This is a genomic window from Flavobacterium sp. PLA-1-15, assembly GCF_049060005.1.
GTDB lineage: Bacteria > Bacteroidota > Bacteroidia > Flavobacteriales > Flavobacteriaceae > Flavobacterium.
The window spans coordinates 1-13,011 of the sequence record NZ_JBMGQS010000026.1 but is presented as its reverse complement, the minus strand read 5'-3'; the positions used below and the strand labels follow the sequence as shown (position 1 = coordinate 13,011).

Sequence of the window (13,011 nt, the reverse complement as noted above, 5' to 3'; positions counted from 1 at the left end):
TAATCTAAGATTAGAACTTTCTAAGATTTCACATTAGAATTTTTAATGTTGACTTTATGGAAGATAATCGTGACAACGGTTCCCTTTCCGGTTTCAGACTGAACCTGGATTTCACCATTGTGCATTCGGATGATTTTCATGGCCAAAGGAAGTCCTAAGCCATAACCGGTATATTTGGAAGCAATTTTTCCGCGGAAGAAAGGCTCATATAAGTGCGGAATATCCTCAGGCGGAATCCCAATCCCAATATCCGTAATCGTAACTTTGATTTTATTTTTCTCTGCCAAAAGAGAAACAAAAACTTCATCATTGTCAGAATATTTTACACCGTTCGAAATAATGTTGTTCAAGGCAAGCTCCAGCAATGGTTTGTTGCAAGGAATATTCAATAAGTGCACATCATCAGGAAGATTCCCAAGTTTAATGTTCACACGGTTGTTCGGATAGATCTTATCCACATCGGCCTTGACGTCCAATAGCAAATCATCAATTCGGGCAATATCGAGTACCTGCTTGTTCCCGTCATACCCCGTTTGGGTAAGCTTGAGCAATCCTTCTGTAAGGTTGCCCAATTTGGAAGCCTGCTTGTGGATGTTTTCCAACGATTCGACATAATCTTCAACCGCGCGCTCTTTCAAAAGCATGATTTCGCTCTCGGCAATGATGGTTGTGATAGGGGTTTTCAATTCGTGCGACGCATTATTGATAAAGTTCGCCTGGATCTCAAATGAGGTTTCCAGTCGGTCCAGCATGTCATTGAAAGTCCTTGTCAAATCGGCAATTTCATCCGAATTATCCACATCCGGAAGACGGTTGTGCAAATTAGAAGCACTGATGCGTTTCACCTCTTTTGTAATCCTCGAAACAGGGTTGATGAATTGTTTCGCCAAGAACCGTCCAAAAAAGTAAGCCAAAAAGATAAAAGCAATCCCGCCAAAAACCAATATCTGCGTAATATAGATGGCGCTCGTATTACCGCGGCGGTCTTTGGCACTCACAATCACCATATATTTTTGTCCAGATTCTACAAAGACTTGGCCATAATGATAAACGTGGTTTTCTTCGGTCCAGCCAGAGCCATTTTTCATTACTTCCTGATAAAATTCAGGTTGAAGGTGAAGTTCAGTGTTGTATTCAAAACTATTCTCACCGTTTATTTTCAGTACATAATTCTTTTCCTCAATCAATTCTTCCAGACCTTCATTCTTGAAATCCTGAAAGTATTTTGCCTTCACAGCATCTTCTTGATAGTGAATAGATGCGGCAATCTTGGCCCGATCGTGAAGCCTTTTTAGGAAATAATATTGATTGTTTTGTTTAAACAAAAAGAAAACCACTATGCTCAACAGTAATGTACTGAAACACGAAAGCGCGATATAGGTTACCGTAATTTTTTTTCGAATTTGCATATCAGGATTTTAGTACATAGCCCAGACCTTTTATAGTTTGGATGAGGTTGGTTTCGTAAGGTTTGTCTATTTTTTTTCGCAAGTAGTTGATATAAACATCCACCACATTGGTATTCATGTCGAAATTGATGTCCCAAACATTGTCCAATATTTTTTCACGCGACAAGATCATTCCTGAGTTCTTCGCCATATAATACAGGAGTTTGAATTCCTTTGCCGTCAAGACAATACCATCACCATTGCGTTTAACTGATTTCGAACGTCCGTCAATTTCCAAATCGTCAATAGTAATAATGTCATTCGGTTTGTTGTCTTGTGTAGCTCTACGGGCCAAGGCCGCTATTCGTGCTTCAAGTTCGGTAAATTTAAAAGGCTTTGCCATATAATCATCTGCACCAGCATTCAATCCCGTTACGACATTTTCAGTCGTCCCCAAAGCAGTCAGCAGCAAAATAGGAACAAAGTTTTTAGCAGCTCTCAATCTTCTGCAAATCTCAATCCCGTTGATTTCGGGAATCATAATGTCCAGAATCACTACGTCAAAATTGTGTTCCTGGATCATTTCCAAAGCCGTTCTGCCGTCCATCGCAACACTCACTTCGTTATTGTTCTCGGAGAGTCCTTTCCTAATAATGGATAATAAGTTTGGTTCATCTTCAACAACGAGCAACTTCATAAGCAGAAAAAAGTTTGGAATAAGAAGACAAAAGTAGTTATAGATTTCTTAAAAATATGCAAAACCATCAACAACGCATTGCATTTTTAAGAGATTCTTAAGGATGGAAATCTGTTTTCTAAGATATCGGAATTATTCTCATTATTTTTTATTAATAAACAAGGCGTTACGCACCTAAATACAAAAAGCGACTATTTACAGCCGCTTTTTTTAAGATTTGTCTAAAGGAATGACTATTTCTTCTTCGCTTTTTTAGCCTGCTTTTCGGACAATAATGTAAAAGAACTCGCCACAAAACGGTTGTCTTTCACTTCTCCCGTAACTTCTGCGTGACGCACTTTCGAGCAAAAACCATCTTTTGCATGGGCATCGCCGTGATCATCAAGGCTCGTTCCATCTACAAAATAAGGCTTCCCGTCAATCTTCACGGCCAAGTCACACCCTTTTTTGTCCTTCATTCCAAAGTTGCATTGTCCGCAGGAAGCTTCCACAACTTGTGGTTTCGTAATTTTTTTGTCTTGCGCATTCGCTCCAAAAGCAAGCAGGAACAATGCAATGGTCATTATATTTTTCATTAGTTGTACGTTATGGTTATTAATTTCGATGCCTCTTTGGCTCGTTCTACAATTTCTTCAACTGCCGTTTCCAGCGTGTCATTTGTCAGTGCAACGCCCATTCTTCGGTAAGGTCGGGTAGTTGGTTTCCCAAAGATACGGAAATCTGTTTTAGGCAGTCCGGCAATTTTATCCAAACCTTCATAGTTTGGATGGGAAGAATTTTCTGAAGCCAAAATAACAGCACTCGCACCATGCTTTTCCAATTTTATTTCAAAAATCGGAAGGCTCAAAATCGTACGAAGGTGCAATTCAAACTGGTTGAAATTCTGCGTTCCTGCCAAGGTCACCATCCCGGTGTCGTGTGGTCGAGGCGACAATTCAGAGAAATAAACGCCGTCGTCCGCCAGGAAAAATTCCACACCAAAAATACCCGCACCGCCAAGCGCTTCCGTCACTTTTTCGGCCATATCCTGTGCTTCAAATAAATCCTTGTCCGAAATTCTTGCAGGTTGCCAGCTTTCTTGATAATCACCGCGTTCTTGTCGGTGTCCAATTGGTGCACAAAAAAGCGTCGGGTTGTTGTTCTGCGTAATCGTCAAAAGTGTAATTTCAGAATTGAATTTTACAAAAGCTTCTACAATTACCTCTACAACATCGCCACGCGATCCTTCTACGGCATAGCTCCAAGCTTTCTCAATATCTTCCAGCGTTTTGATGGTCGATTGTCCTTTTCCGCTCGACGACATCAAAGGCTTTACCACGCATGGCATACCCACTTCCTGAACCGCTTTTTGCAGTTCTTCGGCTGAGGTGGCATATCTATAATTCGCTGTTTTCAGTCCCAGTTCCTTCGAAGCCAGATCTCGGATAGCCTTTCTATTCATCGTGAAATTTGCCGCTTTCGCAGATGGTACTACCGTGATGCCTTGTTTTTCATAATCATAAAAACGTTCCGTACGGATTGCCTCAATTTCCGGCACAATAAAGTCCGGTCGATGCTTGGCAACAATTTTGTCCAAAGCCTCGCCATCAAGCATGTTGATGACTTCAAATCCATGGGCAACTTGCATCGCAGGGGCGTTTTCATAACTGTCAACCGCAATCACGGTTTGTCCGATGCGTTGTGCCGCAATCACGAATTCCTTCCCTAATTCTCCCGAACCGAGTAATAATATTTTCTTTTGCATTTGTGTGTTGTTTGAAGCTTTAAAGGTAGAAAGATTAAAAGTTTTGGACAAGAAATATACGATTACATTGGTTTTATAAGTTATAGTGAAAACAAATTTCAACAACCCTCAATTCACTGTGAATGAACCATAAATTACGCTTCCTGATACCATTACTTTTTCTTGCTGTCGGAATTTCGGCCCAGCAACGACGCCTCACCATCAAAGACTCCCTAACCAACGAAGCATTGCCCTACGCCAGCATCAATCTACTGAACGGTTTCGGTCTGTTTACAGATGATAACGGACAAGTGACTTTGGAAAAGGATGCACCAAAAACCATAAAGATTACCTACATGGGCTATGCTTCTAAAGAAGTTGCTTTAGATAAATTAACCAATCCGATTATTTTCCTGCAACCCGAAGCCAATGCGCTCAGCGAAGTCAAAGTAGTCAATAAAAAAGGCAACGGAAAGCGAAAAGACTTTACCGTAAAACCCCAGCTCCACGACAACATCAACAAGATGTATTGGTCGTCAATAGGGCAGCAGTATGCTTTTTATATTCCAAATACTAAAAAAGACGGCATTCTGAAATCCATTACCATTCCCCTCATAGTAAAGGACATTCACCAAGGCATGGCAGAAGATCCATTTGAAACCAATCCTTACGGAACAATGGTCAACATCGCCTTTATGACCAATGCCAATCAGCTCCCGGATAAAAAACTGAACGATTTCGAGAAAAAAGTAGTTATCCAGTCCAATACGATAAAAGATCAGATAACCGTCAATTTCGATCAGGAAATCGAGATGCCAGACGATGGCCTGTTTGTTACCTTCACCATCATCGGAAAAACAAACAAGCAGGGCAACTACCAACCCGAAATGCCCTACGTCATCCAAGAATTCGACAAAAAGAAGAAAGTAAAAATCATCCTTCCAAACTACGCCCTCGTCGAAGCCCCAAAAGGCCAGCTCACCTATTACAGGAATGTCTTCAGCAACATCACAAAATGGGAGCGTATCACCCGCCCGATGGTCTATAAAAACGAAAAAGAATATCCTTTCCTAAACGTAGGCATCGGCTACACTTTTTCGGGTTATTGATCCACAGTGCTTTTTTCTCGAGTATTTGCGTCTTTGCGAGAGATTCTACTGAAAGTCAACCACAAAATCCATAAACCCAATCCGCGAAAAATCCATTAATCCTTTTAATCTGTGGCAAATAACAATGTATTGCTCCATTCCCTGTTGATATTCTTACCGTCGCTATTTACATTTTAGCAATCCATACTTGCATTATTGCAATCGCTACATACATTCTTGCAGTCACTACTTACATTCTTGCAATCCCTACTTACATTCTTGCAATCGCTACTTACATTGTTGCAATCGCTACTTGCATTGTTGTATTCGCTACTTACATTCTTGCTGTCGCTACTTGCATTGTTGTAATCGCTACTTACATTCTTGCTGTCGCTACTTACATTGTTGCAATCGCTACTACAAAAATTTAAAAACATCTTACAAAATTAAAAACACCCGATAGCATTAAAAAAACAAAAAAAAGCCCCGAAATCAATCAACTCCGGGGCTATTATAAATCAGGTTAAAGCTTAATCAAGCTTAATCCCTTAATGGTTTAATTTGAATTTATGCCAAAGCTTCCTTAATTCTTCTCAAAGCTTCAGTAAGTAATTCTTCGCTTGTCGCGTAAGAAAAACGAATACAGTTCGGATTCCCAAAAGCATCTCCCGTTACAGTCGCCACATTGGCTTCCGCCAAAAGATACATCGAAAAATCATCTGCATTTTTAATCTCAGTTCCTCTCAAAGTCTTTCCAAAATAAGAAGAAACATCAGGGAAAACATAAAACGCACCTTCAGGAACATTCAATCTCAATCCAGGAATGTCGTTGATCAATCCAACAACCAAATCCCTACGTCCTTTAAAAGCCGCAACCATGTCGTTCAGCACACTTGGATCTGCATCAACAGCAGTAATCGTAGCTCTTTGTGCAATAGAGTTCGCACCGCTCGTTACCTGTCCTTGCATTTTCGTACACGCTTTTGCGATAAATTCCGGCGCACCAATATAACCAATTCTCCATCCCGTCATCGCAAATGCTTTTGCCACACCGTTCACGGTAATCGTTCTGTCAAACATCCCAGGAATCGAAGCAATACTGCAAAACGTTCCCGAAAAGTTAATGTGCTCGTAGATTTCATCCGAAACCACAAAAATATTCGGATGCTTTTCCAAAACTTTTGATAGCGCAGTCAATTCCTCACGGCTGTAAACCGAACCACTAGGGTTGCAAGGCGAGCTGTACCAGATCATTTTTGTTTTTGGCGTAATCGCCGCTTCCAATTGTGCAGGTGTAATTTTAAAATCACTTTCCACAGAAGTAGGCACTTCCACAGGAATACCACCAGCCATTTTCACGATTTCAAAATAACTCACCCAGTAAGGAGCCGGAAGGATTACTTCGTCCCCATCGTTCAGCATTACTTGCGCAATGTTGTATAAGGCTTGTTTCGCACCTGTAGAAACCACGATGTTTCCCGGTTTGTAATCTAAATTATTGTCTCTTTTAAATTTTCTGCAGATAGCTTCCTTCAATTCAACATAGCCGTCAACAGGGGAGTAAGTGCTCCAGTTCTCGTCGATGGCTTTCTTTGCCGCTTCCTTGATGAAGTCAGGCGTGTTAAAGTCCGGTTCTCCCAAACTTAAACTGATGATGTCTTTTCCTTGTGCTTTTAATTCTCTTGCCAATGCCGCCATTGCCAAGGTTTGCGAAGTTGATAAGCTGTTAATTCTGTCCGATAAATGAGTATTCATTGAATTTGGTTTGTAGTTTTGTTTTTGTAGTTTGATTTAAGCAATTGCAGGCTGTTGCCCCAGATCCCTTAAGTGTTTGAAGTGTGCGATAACCGCTCCTCGCATCGTCTTGAATTCATGATACGGAAGATTGCATTCTTTGGCAGTTTCCTTCACAATTTCTGCTATTTTTCCGTAATGAACGTGACTGATATGAGGGAAAATATGATGTTCAATTTGGTGGTTCAATCCTCCTGTAAACCAATTTACGATTCTGTTCTTTGGAGCAAAATTCGCAGTAGTATACAATTGGTGGATAGCCCAAGTATTTTCGATTTCTCCCTCTTCATTCGGAACAGGATTTGTAGTTTCATCCACAACGTGTGCCAACTGGAAAACAATGCTCAGGATCAATCCAGCCGTGTAGTGCATCACAAAAAAGCCAATCAATACTTTCCACCAAGTGATGCCCAAAATCATTGGAAGCACCAACCAAACCGAAACATAAATGATTTTCGTAATCACCAAGACCGTCCATAATTTCGTAGGACTCTGTGGCTCTCCATACGATAATTTTCTTTTTAGATAAGCTCTCATCTGTTTGAAATCAGTGGTAATTGCCCAGTTGAACGTCAACAATCCATACAGAAAAACAGAGTAATAATGTTGAAATTTATGAAATCGGTGCCATTCTGCTTCCTTCGTAAATCGGATGATTCTTCCTGCATCCAAATCCTCATCATGTCCGTGGATATTGGTGTAAGTATGGTGCAAAACGTTGTGCTGCACCTGCCAGTTGTAAACATTTCCAGCCAAAATATAGATACTGCTTCCCATGATTTTATTCAACCAGGTCTTGTTCGAGTACGATCCGTGGTTACCGTCGTGCATCACGTTCATCCCGACGCCGGCCATCCCAATCCCGATAACAATCGAAAGCAGAAGCATCACCCAGAAAGGCATCTCTAAAGTCAGGATTAAGAAGTAAGGAGTTAGAAAAATCAAAAACATGATAACGGCTTTCAAATGCAATTTCCAGTTACCTGTTTTCTTAATATTATTTTCCTTAAAATAGTTGTTTACTCGGGTGTTCAACGTCCTGAAAAACTTCAGGCTATCTTGTTTGGAAAAAGTCGGAATTGTGGTATTCATATATAATGTAAAGTTAATCTAAAGTTGAGTTTTCAAAGATAAATATTATTGTATAAGCAAAACGCAGGAAAAGGTTAAAAATTTCATTGCGAAAGCATTACTTTTGTTGTCCGAAGCAAATACGGAAGTTAAAACAATCAAAATGGAAGAAATTCTAAAGCAATTCCCTAACCTGTCTGATAGTCAGAAAGAACAGTTTCAAAAACTCGAGGGATTATACCACGACTGGAATGCAAAAATCAACGTCATTTCCCGCAAGGACATCGACGAATTATATACCAAGCACGTGTTGCATTCTTTGGCTATAGCCAAAATACAACCGTTCGAACCGGGAAGCTATGTGCTAGACGTAGGAACTGGTGGTGGTTTCCCTGGAATTCCGTTGGCCATTCTTTTTCCAGAAACCCGTTTCTACCTGATTGATGTAATTGCAAAGAAGATAAAAGTCGTGCAGGCCGTAGCCGAAGGGTTAGAACTAAAGAACGTAAAAGCAGAACAGATGCGTGCCGAAAATGTAAAAGGCGATTTCGATTTCATCGTAAGCCGTGCCGTTACCAACATGCCCGATTTCGTTTCTTGGATAAAAGACAAAATCAAAAAACAAAACAAACACGAACTCAAAAACGGAATCCTCTATTTAAAAGGAGGCGACCTTACCGAAGAACTAAAAGATTTCCCAAAAGCAATCGAGTACAACATCTCAGATTTCTTCAAGGACGAATTCTTTGAAACAAAAAAAGTAGTGCATTTGCCTTTGAAGTTTAAAGCATAAACATAAATAGGTATCCAATAAAAAAGCCGAATCTAATTTTAGATTCGGCTTTTTTATTTTTCTAAACAGAGTCATTGAATATACGAATAAAAGCGTATTTTTTTTTAATTCTTAATCGGGGAACTTTGCCCTATTAACCCTTAAATAAAAACTTAAATTATGAAAAACAATTTATTTAAAATCGCCACTTTTTTAGTATTGACAATCAGTATAGTTTCTTGTTCTTCTGAAGATGATGGAGATCCAGTCATTACTAACGATGGTCAGTTTACAGCAACCGTTGACGGTGAAGCGTTCAGTAGCAACGATATCACCTACTTATCTGTTGGAGGTACAGAAGGAATACTTGCCTATGGAGCAGACAGGAGTACTTATTTTTCAGTGGCTATCTTCCCAGAAAATTTTCCAGTAGGTCAGGACGTAGACATTGCTTTTTCACCAAGCGTTAGTTATGTAATTGGAGACAAAACCTATATTGCGGAATCAGGCACAATGAATTTTTCAGTTTTGGAACCAGGAGTTCGCATGAAAGGCACTTTCTCATTTACAGGTGTAAACGATGGAGCTTCCGTTACCATCACCAATGGACAGTTTGATGTTTCCAAATAGATAACATTTTTTGTTTTAATAAAAAAAGCCGATTCATTTTTTGAATCGGCTTTTCTGTTGATAGCATCAGAATTCTAAATTCCAAACTTTATTTATTCTCCCAAAAACGGATACCTGTAATCCTCAGGAGTAACAAATGTTTCTTTAATTGTTCTTGGAGAAGCCCAACGCAACAAGTTCAAGGCTGAACCCGCTTTGTCGTTTGTTCCCGAAGCTCTTGCTCCACCAAATGGTTGCATTCCTACAACGGCACCAGTCGGTTTGTCGTTGATGTAGAAGTTTCCAGCCGCATTTTTCAAAGCCTCAGTAGCTTCCGCAATCGCATAACGGTCTTGACTGAAGATGGCTCCCGTCAAGGCATATTCTGAAGTGCCATCCACTAGTTGCAATGTTTCCGCCCATTTGGCATCTTCATAAACGTAGATGGTAATAACTGGTCCGAATAATTCGGTTTCCATGGTAGTATATTTTGGATTAGTCGTTACGATAACCGTTGGCTCAATAAAATAACCTTTCGATTTATCGTAATTACCTCCCAAGATGATTTCCGCATCAGCGTCTTTCTTCGCTTGGTCAATATAGCTCGCCAATTTATCAAAAGAACCTTCGTGGATTACTGCCGTAATAAAGTTTCCGAAATCTTCCGGAGAACCCATTTTCAACGACTGAACATCTTTTGTCAATTGCTCTTTTACCGCTGACCATAAGCTTTGTGGAATATAGGCTCTTGAAGCAGCCGAACATTTCTGTCCTTGGAATTCAAAAGCACCACGAACAATACCAGTAACCACTTGTTTTACATTCGCACTTGGATGCGCTACGATAAAATCCTTACCACCCGTTTCTCCAACGATTCTTGGGTAGGTTTTATAGTGGTGGATGTTGTTTCCTATTGTTTTCCAAATATCTTTAAATACTTGAGTCGAACCAGTAAAGTGTACTCCGGCAAAATCACGGCTTGCAAAAACAGTCTCACTGATCATCTGTGCATCACCAAAAACTACGTTGATGACACCATCAGGAAGACCTGCTTCTTTGAATACATCAATGATTATTTTTGCAGAAAATACTTGGCTGTCGCTTGGTTTCCAAACCACAACGTTCCCCATCATTGCGGCACTTGCAGGCAAATTGGCTGCAATAGCTGTAAAATTGAAAGGTGTAATGGCGTAAACAAATCCTTCCAACGGACGGTATTCCAAACGGTTCCAAACAGACGAATCTGATTTTGGTTGGTCGTTATAGATCTGCGTCATGAATTCCACATTATATCTCAAGAAATCAATCAGCTCACAAGAAGCATCAATTTCTGCCTGAAAGATATTTTTAGACTGTGCAATCATCGTTGCCGCATTGATTCTCGCTCTGTAAGGGCCAGCAATAAGTTCAGCAGCCTTCAAGAAGATAGCAGCACGTTGTTCCCAAGCCAAATTTGCCCATTGCTCTTTAGATTCCAATGCATTGGCAATCGCCTTTTCAATGTGTGATTTCTCAGCCAAATGATACGTTCCTACCACGTGTTGATGGTCGTGAGGAGCGGTCATGTTACGTGTGTTTCCTGTTTTGATTTCCTCGCTACCGATATAAAGTGGCACATCAATTTTTGAGTTCCACATTGCTTTATAGGCTTCCAAAACGGCCTTTTTGTCAGGGCTGTTTGGTGCATACGATTTTACAGGCTCGTTTACTGCTTTTGGTACGTGAAAGAATCCTTTTAACATATTGAAGTATTTTTATAAATGATCAAAATTTTGCTGCACAAAGATATAAAATCAATGGCGAAATAAGAAAAATTTACCAAATCAATAACAAGTAGGAGAGTGATTGCCTAGCAACTAGGACTGGATATTATTTATTTTGATGCAATAAACGTTCAATGTCGATGCCCAGGTGTAGATTTGCACCTAGAAAAAAATCTGAATTGGTGTTGGCAGGGTTTTCATAAAAAGGTGTGAAATCATAATTGAGTTTGAATTGAAGATCAAAATACTCACAGATTCGCGTTCCGGTTCCCAATTGCAATCCGATGAGGGTTTTCGTGAAATCCTCATCCACCTCATTGCCTTCATAGCTTATTTTATTGAGAAGCGTTATCCTTGGACCAAAAACAAGATAAGCACCCTTGCGGTACTCATTTCCGAAATCAAATTTAACGTTCGGACTTATTTCCAACATATTTATCTTCAACTGACCTTCGGGACTGTAGTTGGCTTCGAGTGTCGCTTTGTGCAGCAAGACCTCGGTCTTCAATCCCCATCTTTCGCTAAAATTATATTCAGCATAAGCTCCAAAACTAGGAACAACATAGTTGCCACTGTTGGTAAATGTAGCGCCAGCATCATTCAGGAAGGAGCCACTATCTTTACTTGCACTCGCAGAAACATTTACTCCCAGCAGTACTCCGTAGGAAAGCTTTTGTGAGATTGCTTTATTGATGGTTAAACCGAATAAAAGTATAATCAATAATTTTTTCATGTAATCAGGGCTATTATGTCAAATGTTTATGTAAAAAAAAATCCCGATTCTCATCGGGATTTTAATTATCTAATTTCGTTATTCTCAATCAAGTCAATAAACAAGTTGATTTTGTTTTTCAATTCCTTTCTCGGAGAAATAAAGTCCAAGAAGCCATGTTCCAACAAAAACTCCGAAGTCTGGAAGCCTTCAGGCAAATCCTTTCCTGTTGTGTCTTTTACCACACGAGGACCAGCAAAACCAATCAAAGCGCCTGGTTCAGCAATATTAATATCGCCCAACATTGCGTATGATGCAGTTGTTCCACCCGTTGTAGGATCTGTACACAAAGAGATGTATGGAATTCTAGCTTCAGCAAGCTGTGCTAATTTTGCAGAAGTCTTCGCTAATTGCATCAACGAAAAAGCCGCCTCCATCATCCTCGCACCACCTGATTTTGAAATCATTACAAACGGTACTCTGTTCTTGATAGAATAATCAATACCACGGGCAATTTTTTCACCCACAACTGCTCCCATAGAGCCGCCGATAAAGGCAAAATCCATACAGCAAATCACAACCTCTTTCCCTTTTGATAAACCAACACCCGTTCTAACCGCGTCTTTCAATTTGGTTTTCTCTTGGGCATCCTTCAAACGCTCCGAGTATTTTTTTGTATCCACAAAATGCAAAGGATCTTTTGCCGTCATCTTAGCATCCAATTCCTTGAATTCGTTGTTGTCAAACAAAATCTCGAAATATTCCTTGCTGCCAATCCTAACGTGAAAATCGTCCTCAGGACTCACATATAGGTTTCTGGCCAACTCATCTGCATCAATGATTTTTCCTGTCGGAGATTTATACCATAAACCTTTAGGAACATCTTTTTTATCTTCTGTTGCGGTTGTAATTCCTTTTTCTGTTCTTTTAAACCAAGCCATATTTAAAGTTATGAGTTAAAAGTTATGAGTTATGAGTAAAGCCTAAACTTATAACTCATAACTCATAACTCATAATTAAAGAGTGTTTACGTTGTTCAAATCGGCGAAAGCCTGCTCTAATCTTGTGTTGAAAGTAACCTCTCCTTCACGAACCCATTTTCTTGGATCGTAGTATTTCTTGTTAGGAACTTCTTCGCCTTCTGGATTGCCAATTTGAGTTTTTAGGTAATCGATGTTTTTAGTAACATAATCACGGATACCTTCTGTAAAAGCAAATTGAAGATCCGTATCAATATTCATTTTAATCACACCATAGCTGATTCCTTCTCTGATTTCCTCAAGAGTTGAACCTGATCCGCCGTGAAAAACAAAATCCACAGGGTTATGTCCGGTATTGAATTTATTCTGAACATAATCTTGTGAATTCTTAAGGATTTTTGGAGTCAATTTCAC

General features: G+C 39.8%; 14 protein-coding genes. 3 read left to right on the top strand and 11 right to left on the bottom strand.

The features are described 5' to 3' along the window. Window positions 1–20: 20 nt before the first annotated feature. The 4 genes from ACI6PS_RS13385 to purT all read right to left on the bottom strand — a co-directional run bounded on the left by ACI6PS_RS13385 (window position 21) and on the right by purT (window position 3,829). Complete coding sequence (locus tag ACI6PS_RS13385; protein WP_421013073.1) at window positions 21–1,409, bottom strand: HAMP domain-containing sensor histidine kinase; 1,389 nt, start codon at window positions 1,407–1,409, stop codon at window positions 21–23. 1 nt (window position 1,410) lies between these two features. Continuing rightward, window positions 1,411–2,085, bottom strand: coding sequence for a response regulator transcription factor (locus ACI6PS_RS13380; RefSeq protein ID WP_421013072.1), 675 nt, complete (start codon window positions 2,083–2,085; stop codon window positions 1,411–1,413). A 233-nt stretch (window positions 2,086–2,318) separates the two neighbouring features. Continuing rightward, complete coding sequence (locus tag ACI6PS_RS13375; RefSeq protein WP_421013071.1) at window positions 2,319–2,660, bottom strand: DUF6370 family protein; 342 nt, start codon at window positions 2,658–2,660, stop codon at window positions 2,319–2,321. Beyond that, window positions 2,660–3,829 (bottom strand): formate-dependent phosphoribosylglycinamide formyltransferase, encoded by a 1,170-nt coding sequence (gene purT, locus ACI6PS_RS13370; RefSeq protein ID WP_421013070.1) that lies wholly within the window; start codon window positions 3,827–3,829, stop codon window positions 2,660–2,662. Before purT ends, ACI6PS_RS13375 begins: the two co-directional genes overlap by 1 nt. A gap of 122 nt (window positions 3,830–3,951) precedes the next feature. Between purT and ACI6PS_RS13365 the strand changes: the two genes are divergently transcribed. Beyond that, window positions 3,952–4,917, top strand: coding sequence for a hypothetical protein (locus ACI6PS_RS13365; RefSeq protein ID WP_421013069.1), 966 nt, complete (start codon window positions 3,952–3,954; stop codon window positions 4,915–4,917). A gap of 173 nt (window positions 4,918–5,090) precedes the next feature. On the opposite strand, the gene ACI6PS_RS13360 is transcribed toward ACI6PS_RS13365, so the two are convergent. The 3 genes from ACI6PS_RS13360 to ACI6PS_RS13350 form a co-directional block, all read right to left on the bottom strand. After that, window positions 5,091–5,333, bottom strand: coding sequence for a hypothetical protein (locus ACI6PS_RS13360; protein WP_421013068.1), 243 nt, complete (start codon window positions 5,331–5,333; stop codon window positions 5,091–5,093). A gap of 130 nt (window positions 5,334–5,463) precedes the next feature. Next, window positions 5,464–6,651 (bottom strand): pyridoxal phosphate-dependent aminotransferase, encoded by a 1,188-nt coding sequence (locus ACI6PS_RS13355; protein WP_421013067.1) that lies wholly within the window; start codon window positions 6,649–6,651, stop codon window positions 5,464–5,466. A gap of 36 nt (window positions 6,652–6,687) precedes the next feature. Then, window positions 6,688–7,782 (bottom strand): fatty acid desaturase family protein, encoded by a 1,095-nt coding sequence (locus ACI6PS_RS13350; RefSeq protein WP_421013066.1) that lies wholly within the window; start codon window positions 7,780–7,782, stop codon window positions 6,688–6,690. A 142-nt stretch (window positions 7,783–7,924) separates the two neighbouring features. On the opposite strand from ACI6PS_RS13350, the gene rsmG reads away from it, so the two are divergent. Together rsmG and ACI6PS_RS13340 are read left to right on the top strand one after the other, a co-directional pair. Further along, window positions 7,925–8,554 carry a 16S rRNA (guanine(527)-N(7))-methyltransferase RsmG gene (gene rsmG, locus ACI6PS_RS13345; protein ID WP_421013065.1) on the top strand — a complete coding sequence of 210 codons (630 nt, stop codon included), beginning with the start codon at window positions 7,925–7,927 and terminating at the stop codon, window positions 8,552–8,554. A 159-nt stretch (window positions 8,555–8,713) separates the two neighbouring features. Then, window positions 8,714–9,163, top strand: a complete 450-nt coding sequence (locus ACI6PS_RS13340) for a hypothetical protein (RefSeq protein ID WP_421013064.1) — start codon at window positions 8,714–8,716, stop codon at window positions 9,161–9,163. Between the two features lie 92 nt (window positions 9,164–9,255). Here the strand turns inward: ACI6PS_RS13340 and pruA are convergent, their stop codons facing one another. The 4 genes from pruA to ACI6PS_RS13320 all read right to left on the bottom strand — a co-directional run. Beyond that, entirely contained in the window at window positions 9,256–10,884 is a 1,629-nt protein-coding gene (pruA, locus tag ACI6PS_RS13335; protein ID WP_421013063.1) for an L-glutamate gamma-semialdehyde dehydrogenase, read from the bottom strand. 127 nt (window positions 10,885–11,011) lie between these two features. Continuing rightward, window positions 11,012–11,638, bottom strand: coding sequence for an outer membrane beta-barrel protein (locus tag ACI6PS_RS13330; protein WP_421013062.1), 627 nt, complete (start codon window positions 11,636–11,638; stop codon window positions 11,012–11,014). Between the two features lie 65 nt (window positions 11,639–11,703). Continuing rightward, window positions 11,704–12,558, bottom strand: a complete 855-nt coding sequence (gene accD / locus ACI6PS_RS13325; protein ID WP_421013061.1) for an acetyl-CoA carboxylase, carboxyltransferase subunit beta — start codon at window positions 12,556–12,558, stop codon at window positions 11,704–11,706. Window positions 12,559–12,633: 75 nt separating this feature from the next. Further along, window positions 12,634–13,011 (bottom strand): class II fructose-bisphosphate aldolase (locus tag ACI6PS_RS13320; RefSeq protein ID WP_421013060.1); only part of this gene is annotated, 378 nt, incomplete at its 5' end.

What these genes read in the sequence shown, in the direction of transcription:
- ACI6PS_RS13385 (WP_421013073.1), bottom strand. Translation starts at nt 1,409, where the DNA reads ATGCAAATTCGAAAAAAAATTACGGTAACCTATATCGCGCTTTCGTGT.
- ACI6PS_RS13380 (WP_421013072.1), bottom strand. Translation starts at nt 2,085, where the DNA reads ATGAAGTTGCTCGTTGTTGAAGATGAACCAAACTTATTATCCATTATT.
- ACI6PS_RS13375 (WP_421013071.1), bottom strand. Translation starts at nt 2,660, where the DNA reads ATGAAAAATATAATGACCATTGCATTGTTCCTGCTTGCTTTTGGAGCG.
- purT (WP_421013070.1), bottom strand. Translation starts at nt 3,829, where the DNA reads ATGCAAAAGAAAATATTATTACTCGGTTCGGGAGAATTAGGGAAGGAA.
- ACI6PS_RS13365 (WP_421013069.1), top strand. Translation starts at nt 3,952, where the DNA reads ATGAACCATAAATTACGCTTCCTGATACCATTACTTTTTCTTGCTGTC.
- ACI6PS_RS13360 (WP_421013068.1), bottom strand. Translation starts at nt 5,333, where the DNA reads ATGTTTTTAAATTTTTGTAGTAGCGATTGCAACAATGTAAGTAGCGAC.
- ACI6PS_RS13355 (WP_421013067.1), bottom strand. Translation starts at nt 6,651, where the DNA reads ATGAATACTCATTTATCGGACAGAATTAACAGCTTATCAACTTCGCAA.
- ACI6PS_RS13350 (WP_421013066.1), bottom strand. Translation starts at nt 7,782, where the DNA reads ATGAATACCACAATTCCGACTTTTTCCAAACAAGATAGCCTGAAGTTT.
- rsmG (WP_421013065.1), top strand. Translation starts at nt 7,925, where the DNA reads ATGGAAGAAATTCTAAAGCAATTCCCTAACCTGTCTGATAGTCAGAAA.
- ACI6PS_RS13340 (WP_421013064.1), top strand. Translation starts at nt 8,714, where the DNA reads ATGAAAAACAATTTATTTAAAATCGCCACTTTTTTAGTATTGACAATC.
- pruA (WP_421013063.1), bottom strand. Translation starts at nt 10,884, where the DNA reads ATGTTAAAAGGATTCTTTCACGTACCAAAAGCAGTAAACGAGCCTGTA.
- ACI6PS_RS13330 (WP_421013062.1), bottom strand. Translation starts at nt 11,638, where the DNA reads ATGAAAAAATTATTGATTATACTTTTATTCGGTTTAACCATCAATAAA.
- accD (WP_421013061.1), bottom strand. Translation starts at nt 12,558, where the DNA reads ATGGCTTGGTTTAAAAGAACAGAAAAAGGAATTACAACCGCAACAGAA.